The 18,160-nt window shown below is 68.7% G+C and carries 16 protein-coding genes and 1 pseudogene; 6 read left to right on the top strand and 11 right to left on the bottom strand.

Translation table 11 applies throughout. The annotated features are described in order from the left end of the window. The 3 genes from ACFDSW_RS07965 to ACFDSW_RS07975 all read right to left on the bottom strand — a co-directional run. On the bottom strand, positions 1–849 hold an 849-nt coding region (locus ACFDSW_RS07965; protein ID WP_375249752.1), incomplete at its 3' end, for a cation diffusion facilitator family transporter. Positions 850–920: 71 nt separating this feature from the next. Next, positions 921–2,576, bottom strand: a complete 1,656-nt coding sequence (gene recN / locus ACFDSW_RS07970; protein WP_375249753.1) for a DNA repair protein RecN — start codon at positions 2,574–2,576, stop codon at positions 921–923. Between the two features lie 63 nt (positions 2,577–2,639). Beyond that, positions 2,640–3,623: an outer membrane protein assembly factor BamD gene (locus ACFDSW_RS07975; RefSeq protein WP_375249754.1), complete on the bottom strand. Its 984-nt coding sequence runs from the start codon at positions 3,621–3,623 to the stop codon at positions 2,640–2,642. A 117-nt stretch (positions 3,624–3,740) separates the two neighbouring features. Between ACFDSW_RS07975 and ACFDSW_RS07980 the strand changes: the two genes are divergently transcribed. The 4 genes from ACFDSW_RS07980 (at position 3,741) to ACFDSW_RS07995 (ending at position 6,998) form a co-directional block, all read left to right on the top strand. Further along, positions 3,741–4,565, top strand: coding sequence for a class I mannose-6-phosphate isomerase (locus ACFDSW_RS07980; RefSeq protein WP_375249755.1), 825 nt, complete (start codon positions 3,741–3,743; stop codon positions 4,563–4,565). Between the two features lie 79 nt (positions 4,566–4,644). Next, positions 4,645–5,331 (top strand): PAS domain-containing protein, encoded by a 687-nt coding sequence (locus ACFDSW_RS07985; protein WP_375249756.1) that lies wholly within the window; start codon positions 4,645–4,647, stop codon positions 5,329–5,331. A gap of 6 nt (positions 5,332–5,337) precedes the next feature. After that, positions 5,338–6,522, top strand: a complete 1,185-nt coding sequence (locus ACFDSW_RS07990) for a glycosyltransferase (RefSeq protein ID WP_375249766.1) — start codon at positions 5,338–5,340, stop codon at positions 6,520–6,522. Positions 6,523–6,566: 44 nt separating this feature from the next. Next, positions 6,567–6,998 carry a DUF983 domain-containing protein gene (locus ACFDSW_RS07995; protein WP_375249767.1) on the top strand — a complete coding sequence of 144 codons (432 nt, stop codon included), beginning with the start codon at positions 6,567–6,569 and terminating at the stop codon, positions 6,996–6,998. Positions 6,999–7,027: 29 nt separating this feature from the next. Here the strand turns inward: ACFDSW_RS07995 and ACFDSW_RS08000 are convergent, their stop codons facing one another. The 5 genes from ACFDSW_RS08000 to ACFDSW_RS08020 all read right to left on the bottom strand — a co-directional run bounded on the left by ACFDSW_RS08000 (position 7,028) and on the right by ACFDSW_RS08020 (position 12,102). Beyond that, entirely contained in the window at positions 7,028–8,836 is a 1,809-nt protein-coding gene (locus tag ACFDSW_RS08000; RefSeq protein WP_375249757.1) for a serine aminopeptidase domain-containing protein, read from the bottom strand. Between the two features lie 4 nt (positions 8,837–8,840). Further along, a complete protein-coding gene (locus tag ACFDSW_RS08005) occupies positions 8,841–9,752 on the bottom strand; it encodes an amino acid--[acyl-carrier-protein] ligase (RefSeq protein ID WP_375249758.1) in 912 nt (303 codons plus the stop codon). 1 nt (position 9,753) lies between these two features. After that, on the bottom strand, positions 9,754–10,965 hold the full coding sequence (locus ACFDSW_RS08010; RefSeq protein WP_375249759.1) for an acyl-CoA dehydrogenase family protein: 1,212 nt from the start codon (positions 10,963–10,965) through the stop codon (positions 9,754–9,756). Beyond that, the gene (locus ACFDSW_RS08015) at positions 10,955–11,206 is read right to left on the bottom strand and encodes an acyl carrier protein (protein WP_375249760.1); all 252 of its coding nucleotides are present in this window, start codon (positions 11,204–11,206) and stop codon (positions 10,955–10,957) included. Before ACFDSW_RS08015 ends, ACFDSW_RS08010 begins: the two co-directional genes overlap by 11 nt. A gap of 86 nt (positions 11,207–11,292) precedes the next feature. Further along, positions 11,293–12,102 (bottom strand): WecB/TagA/CpsF family glycosyltransferase, encoded by an 810-nt coding sequence (locus tag ACFDSW_RS08020; RefSeq protein WP_375249761.1) that lies wholly within the window; start codon positions 12,100–12,102, stop codon positions 11,293–11,295. Positions 12,103–12,210: 108 nt separating this feature from the next. Between ACFDSW_RS08020 and ACFDSW_RS08025 the strand changes: the two genes are divergently transcribed. Both ACFDSW_RS08025 and ACFDSW_RS08030 read left to right on the top strand, forming a co-directional pair. After that, entirely contained in the window at positions 12,211–13,917 is a 1,707-nt protein-coding gene (locus ACFDSW_RS08025) for an FAD-dependent oxidoreductase (protein ID WP_375249762.1), read from the top strand. Continuing rightward, positions 13,914–14,813: an NAD-dependent epimerase/dehydratase family protein gene (locus tag ACFDSW_RS08030; RefSeq protein ID WP_375249763.1), complete on the top strand. Its 900-nt coding sequence runs from the start codon at positions 13,914–13,916 to the stop codon at positions 14,811–14,813. Before ACFDSW_RS08025 ends, ACFDSW_RS08030 begins: the two co-directional genes overlap by 4 nt. Positions 14,814–14,873: 60 nt before the next feature. Here ACFDSW_RS08030 and ACFDSW_RS08035 read toward each other — a convergent pair whose 3' ends face one another. The 3 genes and pseudogenes from ACFDSW_RS08035 to ACFDSW_RS08045 all read right to left on the bottom strand — a co-directional run. Beyond that, complete coding sequence (locus tag ACFDSW_RS08035) at positions 14,874–16,184, bottom strand: MATE family efflux transporter (RefSeq protein ID WP_375249764.1); 1,311 nt, start codon at positions 16,182–16,184, stop codon at positions 14,874–14,876. After that, positions 16,174–17,805, bottom strand: coding sequence for a glycoside hydrolase family 44 protein (locus tag ACFDSW_RS08040; protein WP_375249765.1), 1,632 nt, complete (start codon positions 17,803–17,805; stop codon positions 16,174–16,176). The genes ACFDSW_RS08035 and ACFDSW_RS08040 overlap by 11 nt, the downstream gene beginning before the upstream one ends. Then, positions 17,802–18,160 (bottom strand): annotated as a pseudogene (locus ACFDSW_RS08045) (hypothetical protein); the annotation flags it as partial. The pseudogene ACFDSW_RS08045 and the gene ACFDSW_RS08040, both read right to left, overlap by 4 nt.

The raw sequence follows: 18,160 nt of genomic DNA on the forward strand, positions 1-18,160 counted from the left end.
CGCATCGTGCAGGAACGGGTCGCCGGGGTGCCCGCCCGGCATGCACAGATGCACCGTCAAGCCGGGCTCGGTGGTCGACATCGGCCAGATGTGCAGATCATGGATCGCGGCCACGCCGGGCAGCGCCGCGAGCGCGCCGTGGACGCGGTCATAATCGATCCCGCGCGGCACCGCCGCCAGCGACATCTCGACCGTTTCCCGCAGCAATCCCCAGGTCTGCCAGAAAATCACCGCCGCGATGATCAGGCTGACGAGTGGATCGATCCAGCCCGCGCCGGTCCACCAGATCACGATCCCGGCCGCTACCACGCCCGCTGACACCATCGCGTCCGACAGCATGTGCAGATAGGCGCCACGGATGTTGACGTCGCCCTGGCGCCCGCGTGCGAACATCCAGGCGGTGATCGCATTTACCGCGATGCCGATCGCGGCGACGCCCGCCACGTCTAGCCCCGGCACGTGCGGCGGGGTGCCGAAGCGCTGCGCCGCCTCCAGCGCGATCGCTCCGATCGCCACCAGCAGCAGCAGGGCGTTGGCGAGCGCGGCGAGGATCGTCGACCCCTTCAATCCATAAGTGAAGCGTTTCGACGGCGCGCTTCTCGCCAGCGTCGCGCCGCCCCACGCCACCGCCAGACCGAGCACGTCGGACAGATTGTGCCCCGCATCCGCCAGCAGCGCGACCGATCCGAGCGCGAACCCTGCCACTCCCTCCGCGATCACATAGGCGATGTTGAGGCCGATCCCGACCGCGAAGGCGCGATCCCACCGCTCGGGCGGCGCGGCGTGCGAATGGCCGTGGCCGTGATGCCCCCCATGCGAATGATCGTGGTGATGATGCGCGTGACCCATGAGCGTTCGCTTAGCATCGCGGCGCAAGGTGATACTAGGACAGAGCGAGAGTCAGCTTTCCCGGTGTGCGCTCACGCCGTTTCCAGCAGCCGCGCCGCCTGCGCGCGCGCCTCGTCGGTGACGGTCGCGCCGGACAGCATCCGGGCGATTTCCTCGCGACGTTCGGCGGGGGCGAGCGGGCGGACACCGGTACGGGTGACGGTGCCGTCACTGGCCTTGGCGATCAGCAGGTGAGTCGCCCCGCGTGCCGCCACCTGCGGGCTGTGCGTGACCACCAGAAGCTGCGTCGCCTCCGCCAGCCGCGCCAGCCGCTCGCCGATCGCGGAGGCGACCGCGCCGCCGCCGCCGCGATCGATCTCGTCGAAGATCATCGTCGATGCGCCGCCTTCCTCCGCCAGCGCCACCTTCAGCGCGAGGATGAAGCGCGACAATTCGCCGCCGCTGGCGATCTTGGCGAGCGGCGCGAACGGCGCGCCGGGGTTGGTGGCGATCTCGAACTCGACTCGGTCGCGCCCCGCCGCCGACCACTCGCGTTCCTCCAGCGGCGCCACCACGGTGCGGAACCGCGCCGCATCCAGCTTCAACGGCGCCAGTTCGCCCGCTACCGCCGCATCGAGCCGCGTCGCGGCGGCGCGGCGTGTCTCGGTCAGCACCGCGGCGGCCTCCTCATAGGCCGCGCGAGTGCGGGCCACCGTCGTTTCGAGCGCGGCCAGCCCTTCCTCGCCCGCCTGCAACCGATCGAGTCGTTGCCGTAGCTCTCCGGCCAGTGCGGCGAGATCGTCGGGCTGGACGCGATGCTTGCGTGCCATGCCGCGCAACTCGAACAGGCGGGCTTCGTCCTCCTCCAGCTGACGTGGATCGTGCATCAGCGCGGCCGATGCCTCGCGCAGGCGATCCTGCGCCACGGCGCCCTCGATCACCGCTCGATCGACCGCCGCGAGCGCCTCCGCCAACGCGGGATGATCCTCCGCAATCCGCTCCAGCACGCGCCCCGCCTGGCGCAGATGCGTCATGGCCCCGTCGCTGCCGTCGATGTGGTCGGTCACCGAGTCGAGATCGCTGGCGATCTTTTCCGCGCGCTGCATCGACCGGCGGCGATCGGCGAGCGCTTCCTCTTCGCCCGGTTCGGGGGCCAGGGCGTCAAGCTCTGCGACGGCATGCTCCAGCCACTCGCGGTCGCGCTGCGCGCTGGCGAGCGTGTCGTGGGCGGCGGCGAGCGCCTGCTCGGCGCCGCGCCAGGCGGCATAAGCGGTCGCGACCGCCCGCGTTCCACTTCGCGCATACGCGTCGAGCAACGCGCGATGCCCCGCCGCGGCGAGCAGCCCGCGGTCATCGTGCTGGCCATGGATCTCGACCGTCAGCGCCCCGATCTCTCGCAGCAGCGCGGCGGAGGCGGGCTGATCGTTGATGAAGGCGCGGCTCCCGCCATCCGCCTTGACGATCCGGCGGACGATCAGCGGCTCGCCTGGCTCGATCTCCAGCCCGTTGTCGGCGAGCAGTTCGGCCAGGCCGGGCGGCGGGTCGAAGGTGGCGGTGACGACCGCCTGTGTCGCCCCCGCGCGCACCAGCCCGCTCTCCCCCCGCCGGCCGAGCGCAAGGCCCAGCGCATCGAGCAGGATCGACTTGCCCGCCCCGGTTTCCCCGGTCAGCACGCCAAGGCCGGCGCCGAACTCCAGCTCGAGCGCCTCGATCAGGACGACGTCGCGAATGGATAAAGCGGTCAGCATCGTTGCCCGCTCCTTATCCGCAAATGGCGCGGCTGTTTACCCTTTTTGTTCCGGCGGGGCGTGTCAGCGTGATGGCGGGATGCCGCTGGCGTCGGAAGCCCCGGCCGCGCCGCCGGTGGGGGCGGCGCCCCCGGTCGTCGTTGGCGTGGTGGGTGCTGGCGCCTCCGCTGTCGGAGCGCCGCCATTGTCAGGCAGCGGCTCCAGCACCTCGACCTGCGGGCGCGGCGGCGGGGGCACGATGTTGGTGCCCGGCGCGACCGGCGGGATCGCGGTGACCGGATTTTCGCCGATCAGCTTGTAGGCGCGCTCGTACCAGTCGGTGCCGGGATAGTTGGCACCGAGCACCGCCGCCGCCTTGCGCGCCTCGTTGCGGACGCCCAACGCCAGATAGGTTTCGGTCAGCCGCATCAGCGCCTCGGGCGTGTGCGTGGTGGTTTGATATTGATCGATGACCCGGCGGAAGCGCAGCGTCGCGGCCAGCCACTGGTGACGACGCTCGTAGAAGCGGCCGATCTCCATCTCCTTGCCCGCCAGGTGATCGCGAACCAGGTCGAGCTTCAGCCGGGCGTCGGCCGCGTAACGGGTGTTGGGGTAGCGCCGCATCAGCTCGCCAAGCGATTCCTGCGCCTGTTGCGTGATCTTCTGATCGCGGGTGACGTCGTTGATCTGCTCGTAATAGCTCATCGCGATCAGATAATAAGCGTAAGGCGCATCGCGGTTGCCCGGGTGCACCGACAGGAAGCGCTGCGCGCCCTGGATCGCCTGTGTGTAGTCGCGATTGAGATAATAGCTGAACGCCCCCATCAACTGCGAGCGGCGCGCCCATACCGAATAGGGGTGCTGGCGTTCCACCTCGTCGAACAGCGCCGCCGCTTCCTTGTAGCGGCCCTGATCGAGCCGTTTCTTGGCGGCGGAATAGAGCGTGCCCACGTCACGTGCGACATAAGGCAGGTCGCCCTTGTTACGATTCGTCGCGCAGCCGGCGATCGGCAGGGCGAGGGCGGCGACGATCCCGAGCGTGATCGGACGGAAAAGGGGGGTACGCATTACCGGCGCTCTTAGCGTAGAGAAGGTGAGGCGAACAACGGCTTTCGCGCATTGTGCGTGTCGCGGCCGACGTTCCCGACCGCTGACCACGACGATCCGACAGCTACAGGAGTTCGAATGCCTGCCACCCTGCTCGCCACCAAGCGCGTCGAGAAGCCCTGGGGACGGCATCATCTGTATCCCGGTTTCCCCGATCCGGCGCCCGATGCGGCGCCCATCGGCGAGATCTGGTTTCAGTCGCCGCACGCCGAAGAGCCGGAACTGCTCGTCAAATATCTGTTCACCAGCGAAAAGCTGTCGGTGCAGGATCACCCAAACGACGAAGAGGCACAGAAGCGCGGGCTGCCGCGCGGCAAGGACGAGTGCTGGACGGTGCTGACTGCCGATCCCGATTCGACGATCGCGATGGGGCCGTTGCAGCCGATGACCAAGGAGGAGCTGCGCCGGTCCGCGGAAGACGGCTCGCTGGAGGGCAAGCTGAACTGGGTCCCGGTGAAGGCGGGTGATTTCTACTATGCCCATTCGGGCCTGATCCATGCGATCGGCGCCGGCGTGACCGTGATCGAGGTGCAGCAGAATTCGGACACGACCTATCGTCTGTTCGATTATGGCCGCCCGCGCGAACTGCATCTCGACGACGGGGTCGCAGTGGCGGATTTGGAACCCTATGTCGCGCCGCCGATCCCGGGCGAGATCGTGCCGGGCCGCACGATCCTGGTCGACGGGCCGAAGTTCGTCCTGGAACGCTGGACCGGCGGGCGGCGGATGATCGACCTGCCGGCGGGCAAGCAGGGCTGGCTGGTGCCAATCACCGGCGATGGCGTGGTGGGCGGCGTGGCCTGGAAGGCGGGCGAATGCGTGCTGGTCGACGGGCCGGAGGAATTGCACGCATCGGCCGACGCCGATTTGCTGTTCGCCTATCCCGGTGCGCGGCGGCTGTAACGCCGCCGCCGATAAGCGCTTGCTTTCTTGATAACTTTTTCATCTATGGGTAGAAAGGTACTAGTTGCACCGAGGATGAATGATGGAAAGTGGGCAGCATCCTCGACGGTTGTCGGGATGGCTGGCGGATGCGCGGCGGCGGATCATCGATGTCGATGATGGCCTGGCGCTGCTGATGCGGTGTCAGCGCAAGGATGTGATCGGGTGCGACCTGCTTGACCTGATCCATCCGGACGACCGGCATGGGGTGCGCGAGACGCTGGAGCTGATCGCGCGCGATCAGATTCCGTTGGCGTGCACGTATCGGATCACCGATAGGGAGGGCGCTGCGCTGTGGGTCGAAAGTCATATCGGGTCGACGTTGGCGGTTGGCTTGCGCCACTATCATGCCACGGTCGATCCCGAGGAACAGGCGATCGGGGAGGACACGAGCGCCAAACTGCGCGCCGCGGCGGAACGCATCCTCACCAAGCGCCGGTTACGGGCGCAATATTTCGGCGAAGACATGTTCGGGGAGCCCGCGTTCGACTTGCTGCTCGAGCTGTTCGTGCGCGCCCATGAGGGGCGGGATGTCCATACCACCAGCGCGGCGGTCGCCTCCGGCGCGCCGTTGACCACCGCGTTGCGACAGATCACGGCGCTGGTCGATCGCGGTTATATCCAGCGCGGTGCCGACCCGGTGGACCGCCGTCGCGTGCTGTTGCAACTGACGCCGACCGGAATGGCGACGATGCACGGCTATCTGGACGCGGCGGAGCGCGTATAACGCGCGATCATGCGCGTCCTGACGTTGTCGACCCTGTATCCCGATGCCGCGCGGCCGCGTTTCGGCACGTTCGTCGCGGCGCAGACTCGCGCGCTCGCGGCCTGTGCCGATACCGCGGTCGCGGTGGTCGCGCCGGTCGGCATCCCGCCCTGGCCGCTGCGCCGGCACCCGCGCTATGCGGCGCTGGCGGCGCTGCCGACGGAGGAGGTGCGTGACGGCTTGGCGGTTGCGCGCCCGCGCTTCACCGTCTGGCCAGGTTCTGCCGGTGGTGGCAACGCCGCGGCATTGCTGCGTGCGGCGACGCCGGTGGTGGATCGATTGCGGGAACGATTCGCCTTTGATGTGATCCACGCCTCCTTCTTCTATCCCGACGGCCCTGCCGCGATCGCGCTTGGGGAACGCTACGGCGTGCCGGTCTCGATCAAGGCGCGTGGCGCGGACGTGCATCACTGGGGCCACGTCGCGGCGACCCGCGCGCAGGTGTTGTCGGCGGCCCGGGCGGCAGACGGCCTGCTGGCGGTCAGCGCGGCGCTGCGCGACGACATGGTCGCGCTGGGCATGCCGGGGGATCGGATCGCGATTCATCGCACCGGGATCGATGCGATGCGCTTCGCGCCCGCCGATGATCGCGCGGGCGTCCGGCGGATGTTGGGGATCGACGGACCGTTCGTCCTGTCGATCGGCGCGCTGATCCCGCGCAAGGGGCATGCCATGGTCGTCGATGCGATCGCGCGGTTGCCCGGCGTCACGCTGGGCATCGCGGGGGAGGGACCGGAGCGCGGCGCCCTGCTGCGCCGGATCGCCCGCGCGCGCCTGTCGCCGCGCGTCCGCCTGTTGGGCGGGGTGGGGCACGAAGACTTGCCGCGATGGCTGGCGGCGGCGGACGTGATGGCGCTGGCCTCGCAGTCGGAGGGGCTGGCCAACGCCTGGGTGGAGGCGCTGGCGTGCGGCACGCCGATCGTCATCACCGATGCCGGGGGAGCGCGCGAGCTGCTGACCGACCCTCTCGCCGGGCGGATCGTGCCGCGCGACCCGGGCGCCATCGCCGCCGCGATCGGTGAGCTGCTCGCCGCGCCGCCCCCGCGCATGGCGGTACGACAGGTGGTGGCGGACTATAGCTGGGCGACCAACGGCGCGACATTGCGCGCGCATCTGGCCGGTCTGATCCGGTCGCATCGTCAGGGCGGGTGATCGAGGTGGTTGCCCAATCGCCCCGCAGCGCGCAGAGCGGCGGTATGAACGAGCAGGAAGATGATCGCTTCGTCGACGCGCAGGGGCGGCGATGGGAAAAGCTGCCGCCGATCCGCACTGGATTGCGGGGGCGGTGCCCGCGCTGCGGGCAGGGGCATATCTTCAAGGGATTCCTGACGATGCGGGAATGCTGCGAGGTGTGCGGGCTGGATTATTCCTATGCCGATCCCGCCGATGGCCCGGCTGTATTCGTTCAGCTATTCGCCTGCCTGCCCGGCGTCATCTTCGCGCTGATGCTGGAGATTCGCGCCAACCCGCCGTGGTGGGTGCATCTGCTCGTCAGTCTGCCGATCCTGGTGATCAGCACCGTGCTGCCGTTGCGCCCGCTGAAAGGCTGGTTGATCGCCAGCCAATTCTACTTCCGTGCGCGTGAGGGACGGTTGGTGCGCGACGGTGAGGCGCCGCGCCAGGAATAGCGGTGGCGCTTCCCTCCCGCGTGGGAGGGTTACTCCGCCGCCATGGCGCGGGGGTCCGCGCCGGCCGGGGTCGCGAAGGTCACCGGCGGCAATCCAGCACCATGATCCGCCACGACCGCGTCCATCGCTCCCACCACCAGATCCATATAGCGGCGGCGAACGCTGCTGCCGTTGAAATGGTGATCCGCTTCGCGAAGCAGCGTCAGCCGTAGCGGCGGATAATGCGCCAGCCGCCGCGCGCCGCGCCCGAACTGCATCGCGATCTCTGCCAGGCCGGGATCCTCGTCGCTGAAGACGAGATGCACGTGCGCACGGCGCTGCGACAGCGTGCGCAGCTGCGCGCGGACCTGCGCGGTTTCCGATCCGGGGGCGGGCGGGAACAGCCCGGTGATCGTGTGCCGCGTGCGGATCACCGCGCGCTTCAGCAGCACGCGTGCGATCCCGGTCAGATCGGCCTTGCCGGACAGGGCGCGGCGCCACTCGCCAGCATTGCGCATCGCGCGCAGATACCCCTTCAGCGAGCGCTTGTTGTCGCGCGTGGCGACGCGGATGTCGTCGCCATAATGCCAGATGAACTTCTGCAGGTTCAGGATGACCCCGCCGACGATCCGCTCGTCCACCAGCACCACCTGCAAGGCGGTATGCGCGCCGGAGCACAGGCCGAAGGTCATCGCATGACGAAAGCCCAGCGCCGCCAGTCGATCCATCCCCGCGACCCCCTCGACGATCCGCTCCGGGTCGTAATGCGGGTGGCGAGGGTTGTCCCCGGCGGGGCTGTCACCCATGCCGGTCAGGTCCATGCGCAGCGAGGCGTAACCCGCCTCCGCCAGCCGGCGGGCGAGCCTGACATAGGCGCGTCCATTGCCGATATGGTGGGTACTGCCTTCGTGCAGCAGCAGCGCCGCGATCGGCGCGGCGGCGCCCGTGGCCGGGCGGCACAGCACGCCAAACAACGCGCCGTCCTGGCCGAAGCGCAGCGGCTCCTCGACGAAGCGGTCGGTCGCCAGCGTGTCGCGGATCGCCGGAGCCCCGTCGGTGCGGGATAGCGGGGCGGCGGTGGGCGTGGTGTGGGGAATCCGGGCGAGCCAGTCCGTCACGCAATCGAACGTCGCGACCGGATTCTGGTTGGTGGTCGGATCCTGCATCCATTCCTCATAGTCGAGGAAGGGTATGTCGGAGATCGTCGCGCCCGCATCCTGCCACCGCTGCACGATCTTCGCGACGCGGCGATCGCCGCGCGCGGGCACGGTCAGCACCGGCACGGTCGGTGCGGGGGCGTTGCTCAGGTCGAGCGCGTTGATCTCTTGCTGGAACGCCGGTGGCCAGTGGAAGCCGTTGGTGTTCAGCGGCACCTCACCATCGATCGGCGGCACCGGATCGAGCCCCGACAGGCTGGCGACGCTTGCCCCCGCGCGCGTTTCGCGCAGGAACGCCTGCCCTGACAGCACCGGGGCGAGCAGCACCAATGCGGAGAGATCGGGGGTCGCCGTCGCCACGGTCAGCGCGATCGCCGCGCCGAGCCGCACCCCCGCCAGCGTGATATCCGCCGCGCCCTCGCGCCGCAGCAGCGCCGCTGCGCGCTGCGCATCCTCGACCAGCCCCGCCACCGTCAGCGGCGTGTCGACCGAGTCGCCGGTGCCGGCATAATCGAAGCGGGCCACGATCATGCCACGCGCCGCCAGTTGATCGGCGAGCGCCATCAGCCCGTAGTGGGTGCAAACCTCTTCCTGCCCGAACGCCGGGCACAGCACGACCCCGCGTGCGCCTGGCGCGATGCCGCCGGGCGGCGTATGCAGCCAGGCGAACCGGTCGTCGAGGTACAGGGGCCGCATCACCATCGCGTCACGCAAGCTCCAGCGCGGCGCGCACCCCCGCCGGCCACTCCGCCGGGTCGAAGCCATGATGCCGCAGCAGTGCGAGCACCAGTCGCTCCATCCCGAACGCGCAGCAGGCCGTCTGCGCCACGCCGCCATCCGCCGTGCGGATGCCCCAGGTGTCGCCGAAATAGGTCATGTGATAATTGAAGCTGAGGCAGGCGGTCGGGCCGGCGCCGTCGTTGACGGGGACGAGCAGCTCGAACTTCAGGTTCTGCATCCGCTGATTGTCGGCCAGCAACTTGCCGGCGCGTCCGAAGAACGGATCGTTGGCGACATCCACCTCGAACGGCAGTTCCAGCGAGCGGGCGAATGCCTGGCCACGCTCCATCCAATCCTGGCGGAAGGCGAGCACTTCGTCCGGCGTCCCGATCCGCACATATTCGCGCATGCGGAACAATTGCAGGCGGGTCGGTTCGAGCGACGGTTCGTGCCGGAAGCAATAGGAAGCGACGTCGACCAGATGGCCGCCTTCCTTCAATGGCCCGCGCGCGGCGACGATCGGATAGACAGAATAGCAGGCGGCGGGAGTCAGGACCAGGTCGGCGGGCTGTTGCGCGCCCATCCAATCCTCACCCTTTTCCATCTGATCAAGCAGCTTGTGATGGGCGCGATCATCGCCGCAGAAGCAGTGCACGGTTCCCGCGAAATGCGGGAAATTCTTCATATAGCCGCTCTTCTCGAACGTCTTCTGGGCCATCGCGGGGGGGAAGCGCATCACCTCGGGCCGGTCTTTCAGCCCGGCGGCGGTGATCGCGCGCTCCAGCCCGTCGAAGATCGCCTCGAACGTGCCGTTACGCCCCCACAGCCCGTCGATGCCGGTGGGGAAGAGGATGCCCGCGTCGATCAGGCGGGTACGGAAGCTGGTCTGCAAATCCATGTCAAAGCGTCCCCAGGTCTGCGCGCTGGGCGAGCAGCATCGTGCCCGTCGTCGCGGCGATACGATCGTTGTTGATCATCAACTGTGCGGACAGGATGTCGCGCAGGTGCCGGCCGATGCTGAAATCGGTGCCGTTCTTGTATCCTGCCATCCCGCAGATCCGCAGCGCCTCCAGCACCACCTCATGGCATTGCTCGGAGACATCGCGCTTCAGCATGTTGAGCACGCCGGCGCGCGCCATGCCCTGTGGCCAGCCGGATTCGGCCTCCGTCATCACCGGGCGATCGCTGCCCAGGGCGTGGGTCGCGTCGAACTGCGCCAGCAGCAGGCGGATGCGGGCCTGCATCGCGTCCAGCAGTCCTGCCGCGTGCATCAGGCGCGCAGCGCCCGGCTGCGCCACGCCCGGCTGCCGGCGGGCCTGCGCCCGCAGAAACTGCCGCGCGCGTGTCAGCGCCTCGACCGCGATCCCGGTCCACACCCCTGACCACAACAGATGCGAGGCGGGCACCATTGCTTCCGCCGCGATGTCGGCGAAGGGGGCGGGGATGATCTGCTCCGCCGCGCCGCCCGACCGAAAGGTAAAGCCAACGGTGCCGGTGCCGCGCATGCCCAGCGCATCCCATCCGCCGGTGGCTTCATATGTCGCCTGCGCGCGCGGGACGACGACCAGTACCTGGTCCGACGCAGGGGCGTCGCAATTGACGCGCGCGGTGACGAGGAAGACGTCGGCGTGATCGCCATAGGAAACGGTCGGCGCCTGTTTCTCCAGCGTAAAGCGATCGCCCGACACCTCGACAGCGCAGATGCTCGACCGCATGTCGCCACCCACCCCGACTTCCGAGGTGATCGACGCGAGCAGCAGTCCTTCCTCCGCGATCCGCTGCGCAAAGGCGCGGTGCCACGGCGCGTCGAGCGCGTGCATCACGATACAGGCGAGCTGGCTGTGATGCATCGCATAGATCATCGCGGTCGAGGCGCAGGCGCGGGCCAGGATCTGGCAATGCCCGGTCGCCTCCGTCATGGTCGCCCCGCCACCACCCAGGTGATGCGGCACCAGCGCGCCCAGCAGTCCTTCCTCGCGCAGCGCCTGCACCGCCTCGGCGGGAAAGCGTGCCTCGCGATCCACATCGGCGGCATGCGCCGCGGCGACCGCGGCAACGCGGCGCACCGCGGCGGTCATCGCCTCGTCGGGCTTGATCGCGTTATGCCGCATTGGCCGTGCCGTTGATGCTGGCGATCGCGGCGGCGAGCGACGCGATGCTGCTGAATGTCGCGCGGACAAGCAGCGAGTCCGGGAAAGCGACGTCGAACTCGTCTTCGATCGCCAGCATCACGCCGACGGTCTTGAAGGAGGTGAGCCCGGCGGCGAACAGATCGTCGCGGGGCGACAGTGATCCTGCCGGGACCGACAATCCACCCACGTCGTCGAGGATCATGCGCAGCTGCTGTTCCAAGCAAATCGACTCCTGACGGTAAGTGATAAGTGGCTTCGTGTCGGGCTATACGATGACGGTATTAAGGGCTGGTAAGCGGCCGTTCCCTAGCGACGGCGCAAGTCGTTGACGGCCGCCAGCACGAATCCCAGCGCGCTTGGCCCGTAGCGTCGCAACATGCGGCGCGGCTCCAGTACGATCCGCCACAGCCATTCCAGATTGAGCCCTACCAGGATCGCCGGCGGGGGTGTGGTGGTGCCCAGCAGCAGGCGGAACGACTGGCCGACGCACAATAGCCAGCAGGGGGGCAGCAGCGCGCGATAGCGATGCGCGAAGATCTCGCTTTTCGGCGCACCGATGCACAGGAACACGAGCGTCGCGCCGAAGCGGCGCATTTCGTCCGCCATCGCGGTGCAATAGGCGGCGTCGCGCTCGAAGCCGAACGGCGGCACGCGCGTGGCGCAGGCCGCCTGCGGTGCGGTGTCGGCCATCCAGCGCGTCAGCGCTGTCGCGGTATCGTCGCTATCGACGACGAAGAAGCAGCGATGCCCGGCGAGCGCCGCGGGATCCGCGAACATCCGCTCGATCACCTCGCGCCCGGTGACGCGACCGGGCAGAGCGATGCCGCGCCAGCGCGCGTAGCGATATACCGGAAAGCCGTCGGCGGTGACGATCTGCGCGGCCTGCATCGCGCGTTGCAGCTCCGCATCCCGCCGTGCCAGCGCGATATGCTGAATGTTCGGCGTGACGAACAGGCCGGCGCCTTCCGCCTCGCCGCGTCGTACCGTCAGCATGTGCCGTGCGGCCTCGTTCGCGTCGATATCGCAGAATCGCAAGCCGAAGACGCCCGCGCGGCGCCGTTCCGGTCCTGTATAGTTTGGCGTGGCGATATCCCGGTCCGCCGCCTGCATCGTCATGTCGGCACTCCGCAAGGAAAGATGCGCGTCGCTCTATGCGACAGGAATTAATATCGCGTATGACAAGTGCCGCACCTATCGTGCCCGCATTAACGATGTCGCAGCAGCTTGAGTGTTACGCGCACGGTCGTGATCATCGACGCCACTTCCTTGACCGACCCGGCCAATGCGCAGGCCGATGTCTGTGTGATCGGTGCCGGTCCCGTCGGCATCGCGCTCGCCTTGTCACTTGCCGCCGCCGGGCGAGAAGTTCTGCTGATCGAAGCGGGGGGCGAACAGCCTGACCCGGCGGTGCAGGATTTCTATCGCGGCGCCGTCAGTGATCCCGCGTTGCACAGCCCGTTACACGATTATCGCGAGCGGCGGCTGGGTGGCAGCTCGACGATCTGGGGCGGGCGATGCATGCCGTTCGACCCGATCGATTTCACGCCGCGCGAGTGGGTGGCTGACAGCGGCTGGCCGATCGATGGCGCGGCGCTGGCAGGTTATTATCCCGCCGCCAATCGCTGGTGCGAGGCGGGCGCGTTCGATTATGATGCGACGACCGCGCTGCCGGCCGATGCGAAGCCGATGATCGCGGGCTTCGCCGGCGGTGCCTATCGCACCGACCGGCTCGAACGGTTCAGCTGTCCGACCGATTTCGGGCGACGCTATCGCGACCGGCTGGCCGCGTCGCCGCAGGTGCGGCTGGCGATGCACACCGGGGTGAGCGCACTTCGCCTCGACTGCGACGGGCGGCGCGTGGCCGGTGTCGAGCTGCGATTGCCCGGCGGCGCGGTGGTGACGATCGCTGCGCGCGACGTGGTCGTCAGTGCGGGCGGGCTGGAAACCGCCCGACTGCTGCTGGCAAGCCGTGACGTGCATCCGCATGGAATCGCCAATCATCACGACGTGCTCGGCCGCTATTATATGAGCCATCTGGCGGGGACGATCGGCACGCTGCGGATGCGCGTGCCGGTGTGGCACGGCTATGATCGCGCCGATGACGGCACTTATTGCCGCCGCCGGCTGGCGCTCAGCGATGCCGCGCAGGCGACGCATCGCATCGGCAATGTCGTCGCGCGGCTGCATCATCCGCGTATCGCCGACCCGCGACATGGCACCGCGACGCTGTCGGCCCTGTATCTCGGGCGCGCGCTGGTGCCGAAACTGTATCGCGCACGGCTGACCGGCGAAGGTACGGCCGGTATTGCCGAGCATGCGCGTCACGTCGCCAACGTGCTGCGCGCGCCGGGTGACGTCATGCGGTTCGCGATCGATACGTTGTGGCACCGCTACCTGGCCGAGCGGAAATTTCCGTCCGTGGTCATCACCCCCGCGAAGGGGGATTACATGCTCGATTTCCATGCCGAGCAGATGCCCAACCGCGATAGCCGCGTCATGCTGGGCGAGGAATGCGATGCGTGGGGCGTGCCGCGGCTGATCGCCGACTGGCGTTACCTGCCGCAGGACGTGACGACGGTGAAGACCGCGCTGGCGCTGTTGGCGGCGGATCTGGAGCGTTCGGGGTGTGGCAGCCTGACCTATGATCCCGACACGGTGGAGCAGGAGATGACGCGCTACGGCGCCTATCCCGGCCACCATCTGGGCACCGCGCGCATGGGCAGCGATCCGCGTACCAGCATGGTGGACGGTGATTGCCGCGTTCATGGCATCGGCAATCTGCATCTCGCGGGGGCGGCGGTCTTCCCGACGTCCAGCCAGGCCAATCCGACGCTGACCGCGATCGCGTTGGCGCTGCGGCTGGCGGACCGGCTCGCCGCGCAGCGCGCGGCGGAGATAGGGATCAACGATCGACAGCGGGTGGCGGCATGATGCGGGTATTGGTGCTGGGTGCGGACGGCTTCGTCGGGCGGCGGGTGATGGCGCGACTGTCTCAGGCGGCGGGGATCGAACCGATCGCGGGGACGCGCCGTTCGATCGCCGCCGGCGATACGAGGCGTGTCGCGGTGGATGCCACCGATCGCGCGTCGCTCGACGCGGCGCTGCGCGGGGTGGATGCGATCGTCAATGCGGTCGCCGGCGACGCTGATACGATCCGGCGCAACGGCACCGCCGTCTTCGCGGCCGCCGCGGGGCGGCGTGTCGTGCATCTCAGCTCGATGGCGGTCTATGGAGCGGCGACCGGCACGATCGACGAAACCGCGCCGCTTGCGCAGGCTGCGGGCGCCTATGGCGATGCGAAGATCGCCGCCGAGCGCGCGGCGGATGGCGACACCGTCATCCTGCGTCCCGGCTGCATCTATGGCGCGGGCAGCCCGCAATGGACGCGGCGCATCGCGACCTTGCTGCGCCAGCGCCGGATCGGCGACCTGGGGGCGGCGGGGGACGGGTGCAGCAATATCGTCCATGTCGACGATGTCGCGCGCGCGGTCGAGGCGGGGCTGCGCGGCGGCAGTGGCGCGTACAATCTGGCGATGCCCGGGGCGCCGGACTGGAACGGCTATTTTCTCGCATTCGCCAAGGCGCTTGGTGCCGTGCCGGTGCGGCGCATACCGCGCTGGCAGATGACGCTCGACAGCAAGTTGGCGGCCATTCCGCTCAAGCTCGCGGAGCGCCTGCCGGGGCAGGCGCCGCCGGCGATCCCGCCGTCGCTGGCGCGGCTGTGGGCACAGGACATGCGGCTGGATGCGACTCGTGCGACGCGCGAATGGGCGCTCGACTGGACCCCGCTGGAGAGCGGGGTCGCGGAAGCGGCGTCGTCGCTGTAGAGGGCGGCGCGGTTCGTCATTTTGCTCACGCCGGGCCGTAACACCGGCTGCCAGCGCTGATTATGCCAGCCGTGCGCGCCGTCCTTCGGCGAAAAGCGCGGTGAGCGGGACGAAACCCAGCTTCCGCTGCGCCATGAAACTGGTCCCGGCGGCATTGATCAGCATCGTCGCGGTGGTGGCAATCGCCGCGCCCTGCGCGCCGAACCACGGGCACAGCACCGTCAGCCCGCCGATCAGGATCAACGCCGCCAGCGTGTTGATGTGCAGCAGCGAGCGGGCATAGCCGGTCATGCCCAGCAATTCCGGCGTGGTCGTGGTCAGCGCGGCGGCAAGCTGACCGATCAGCAGGATGCGCAGCGCAGGCGCGGCGGGGGCGAAATGCGGGCCGAACAATTGCAGGATCCGCTCCGGCCACAAGGTAACGACGAGGATCGGTCCCAGCGCGAGCGCCAGCGCGAAGCCCAGCGCGCGCCCCGCCTCGCGCTTCAAACCGATGCGATCGTCCAGCACGTAGAGGCGGGCGAAGCGCGGCGACATCATCGATGCGACGCCGCTGACGAACATATAGATGACCAGCACCACGCGCCACGCGATCGCGTACAGCCCGACTTCGTCGGTCGGGGCGAGCGCGCCGAGGATGAAGGGCGGGGCGGCGCTGATCAGCAATTGCACCAGTTCGAGGCTGAACAGCGACAGCCCGGTGCCGAGCAGCGATGTCGCGGGGGTGGCCGGGGTGCCGGCGGGGGGCAGGTCGCGCAGCAGCATCACCGCGCCGACGATCGTCGCGATCGTCATCGCCACCACCACCGCGAACAGCGCCACCGCGTCGGTCAGCGGCAGCACCACCGCGATCACGCAGAACAACCCCGGCCACAGCCAGGTGTAGACGATCTGGCTTTGCGTCACACGGTGCAGCCCCGCCAGGGCGCCGGCGACCAGATTGGCGAGGTTTTGCGGCACGATCGCGAGCGCACCGATCATGAACAGCGGCGCCATCGCCGGCTTGTGCATCACCCATGCCGCCAGCGGCCACGCCGCCGCCATCGCGCCCGCGGTCAACAGCAGCGACAACAGCGCCACCTGTGCCGCCGCCCGCCGCAATACCTGGCGCGCCCCGGCGGTATCGTGCGCGGCAAGCAGCCGCGCCATTTCGCGCGTCACCGCGCGATCGATCCCCAGCCGGCCGAGGCCCGACGCGACCATCAGCGCACCGAAGACGATATAGAAGGCGCCGACTTCCTCCAGCGACAGCCGCAACGCGATCAGCAGATGCATGCCATAGCGGCACGGCACGTCGATCAACCGCGTCGCGGTGGTGACGAGCGATCCGCCATACAGGCGGCGCAACGTGGCGATACGGTCAAGAGACATCGGGAAGAAGCTCAAACAGGGTAACGCTCTGCGCCGGCAGCGTCGTCGTCAATCGACCCCCGGTAAAGCGCCGCGGCGACAATGGCGACAGCCGTCCGTCGCTGAGTTGTGTCACGATGACGCGACCGGCGGCGCTGAAATGCATCAGCGCGATCGACAGTGGCGCGGGGGTTTCGATCTGTTTGTTGATCGCGACGATCGTCAGCGCGCCATCGGCACGGCGCAGCGCGGCGAAGGTGGCGACATCGTCGGGGGCGGGGGCGCGCGCCGCCACGCTGACCTCGCCGAAGCCGCCGCCTTGCCCGCGCGGGTTGCGGAACAGCTTCATCGCCAGATAGGCGGGGGTGCCCGGTGCCGGGGGCAGCCAGCGCGCCGCCATATCGAGCCCCTCGCGCGCGAAGATGCCCAGCACGTCCGCCTGCGCGGTCGCGCCGTTCATATGCCGCGCCGCGCCCCAGTCATATTCGGTGATCGCGACCGGCGTGCCTGGCACGTAGTGCTCGCGCACCCAGCCGCGTAACCGCGGGATCAGCGCGACCGGCGCAGCGATCCATGATTCGTCGCGATACGCCGGATCCCACAGGGCGCGGGTGGAACGGTTGCGGCGGCGCTGCATCGCGGGCGATACGTCATCCGAGAATTCGCCGCCCTGCGGATAGAAATGCACGCTGACCACATCCACCGGATGGCCCGCCGCGCGCCAGCGGTCGAGCAGCCATGGGATCAGTGCCATCCCGTGCGTCTGCCGCGCGTGATCGGGCAGATCGTGCCAGCCGCGCGCCTCGCCGATCTGCTGATCGAAACCGCTGTATTGATAGCCGGTCCAGCCCTCCGCCTCGGGGGCCACCACCATCGCCTGCGGGTCGACGTCCTTCACCAGTCGGGCATAGGCGATCGTGCGATCGGCCTGTTCCTGGGCATGCAGGCCGATGGGGAACACGTCGCGGTGGATGTCGTGCCAGCGTGCGGGCTCGTTATCCATCGCGTAGAAGCGCACGCCGCCCCGCGCCGCCGGGCCGAAGCGGGCGACGATCGACGCCAGCCAGGCTCGGGTTTGTTCGGGGGAGACGCGATGCGCCGCATCATGGGGGTCGTTGCCAGTGATGGGCGTACCATTGGGGCGGATGCCGTTGCCCGCGTTGGCGAAGCCGTCACGGTCACTGGCGGCCTGTTCGCCATAGCGGTCGATCGCGAACGCGGCGCGCTTGCCGCCGCCTGGCCCCAGCGATGCCGCCCAGCCGGTCATCGGCACGGTCAGCATCGGCGCGGCGCCGCCCGCGCGCGCCTGTGCGACGAAACGGGCACCATATTGTGCGGGATCGTCGGCGGCGATCGGCAGGCTTTCGAAAAACCAGTCGCGGCCGGCGCCGCGCGCTTCGTCGCGCCAGTCGTACAAGGATGCGCTGTTGCCGCCCGACCGTACCAGCGCCAGGCGAAGATCGCGCTGCACCGCCGGGCTGGCGAAGCTGATACCGTAGATCAGCGGGCTGATCGGGTGGACGTCGGCCGCCGCGTCGACAATGATCGGCATCGATAGTGGCGGCGCGTCGCCCGACCTCGCCGCTGCGGCCGCCAGGGCGATCCCGGCTCCGAGCAGCGCCGGGGCGACCACCCGCATCATCGCATCATCGCCTGCTGCGCGCGTGTCCGTTCCAGTCCATAGACCGCGATCGCCATGATCGTTGTCACTTCGCCGGGCGCGAGCGTCATCGGCAGCATTTCCGAGATCAGCAGGCCATAGATCAGATAATCCTGCAGCGCGGCGAGGAAGGGCGTGTCGTGCCGTCCGCGAAGCTGGTGCATCAGCAACGCGCCGCGCGCCGGGATCGCCGCGATCAGGATCGCGCCGACGACCCCGAATTCGAACAGGATGCCCATCCAGGTGATATCGGCAAGAAAGAAGAAGTGGTTGAAATAGGTCATCATCCCGGCGGGATCGATCGGGCTGATCGATCCGACGCCGAAGATCCAGCGGA

This window comes from Sphingomonas sp., from assembly GCF_042091075.1.
Taxonomy (GTDB): Bacteria; Pseudomonadota; Alphaproteobacteria; order Sphingomonadales; family Sphingomonadaceae; genus Sphingomonas.

What these genes read in the sequence shown, in the direction of transcription:
- recN (WP_375249753.1), bottom strand. Translation starts at nt 2,576, where the DNA reads ATGCTGACCGCTTTATCCATTCGCGACGTCGTCCTGATCGAGGCGCTC.
- ACFDSW_RS07975 (WP_375249754.1), bottom strand. Translation starts at nt 3,623, where the DNA reads ATGCGTACCCCCCTTTTCCGTCCGATCACGCTCGGGATCGTCGCCGCC.
- ACFDSW_RS07980 (WP_375249755.1), top strand. Translation starts at nt 3,741, where the DNA reads ATGCCTGCCACCCTGCTCGCCACCAAGCGCGTCGAGAAGCCCTGGGGA.
- ACFDSW_RS07985 (WP_375249756.1), top strand. Translation starts at nt 4,645, where the DNA reads ATGATGGAAAGTGGGCAGCATCCTCGACGGTTGTCGGGATGGCTGGCG.
- ACFDSW_RS07995 (WP_375249767.1), top strand. Translation starts at nt 6,567, where the DNA reads ATGAACGAGCAGGAAGATGATCGCTTCGTCGACGCGCAGGGGCGGCGA.
- ACFDSW_RS08000 (WP_375249757.1), bottom strand. Translation starts at nt 8,836, where the DNA reads ATGGTGATGCGGCCCCTGTACCTCGACGACCGGTTCGCCTGGCTGCAT.
- ACFDSW_RS08005 (WP_375249758.1), bottom strand. Translation starts at nt 9,752, where the DNA reads ATGGATTTGCAGACCAGCTTCCGTACCCGCCTGATCGACGCGGGCATC.
- ACFDSW_RS08010 (WP_375249759.1), bottom strand. Translation starts at nt 10,965, where the DNA reads ATGCGGCATAACGCGATCAAGCCCGACGAGGCGATGACCGCCGCGGTG.
- ACFDSW_RS08020 (WP_375249761.1), bottom strand. Translation starts at nt 12,102, where the DNA reads ATGACGATGCAGGCGGCGGACCGGGATATCGCCACGCCAAACTATACA.
- ACFDSW_RS08030 (WP_375249763.1), top strand. Translation starts at nt 13,914, where the DNA reads ATGATGCGGGTATTGGTGCTGGGTGCGGACGGCTTCGTCGGGCGGCGG.
- ACFDSW_RS08035 (WP_375249764.1), bottom strand. Translation starts at nt 16,184, where the DNA reads ATGTCTCTTGACCGTATCGCCACGTTGCGCCGCCTGTATGGCGGATCG.
- ACFDSW_RS08040 (WP_375249765.1), bottom strand. Translation starts at nt 17,805, where the DNA reads ATGATGCGGGTGGTCGCCCCGGCGCTGCTCGGAGCCGGGATCGCCCTG.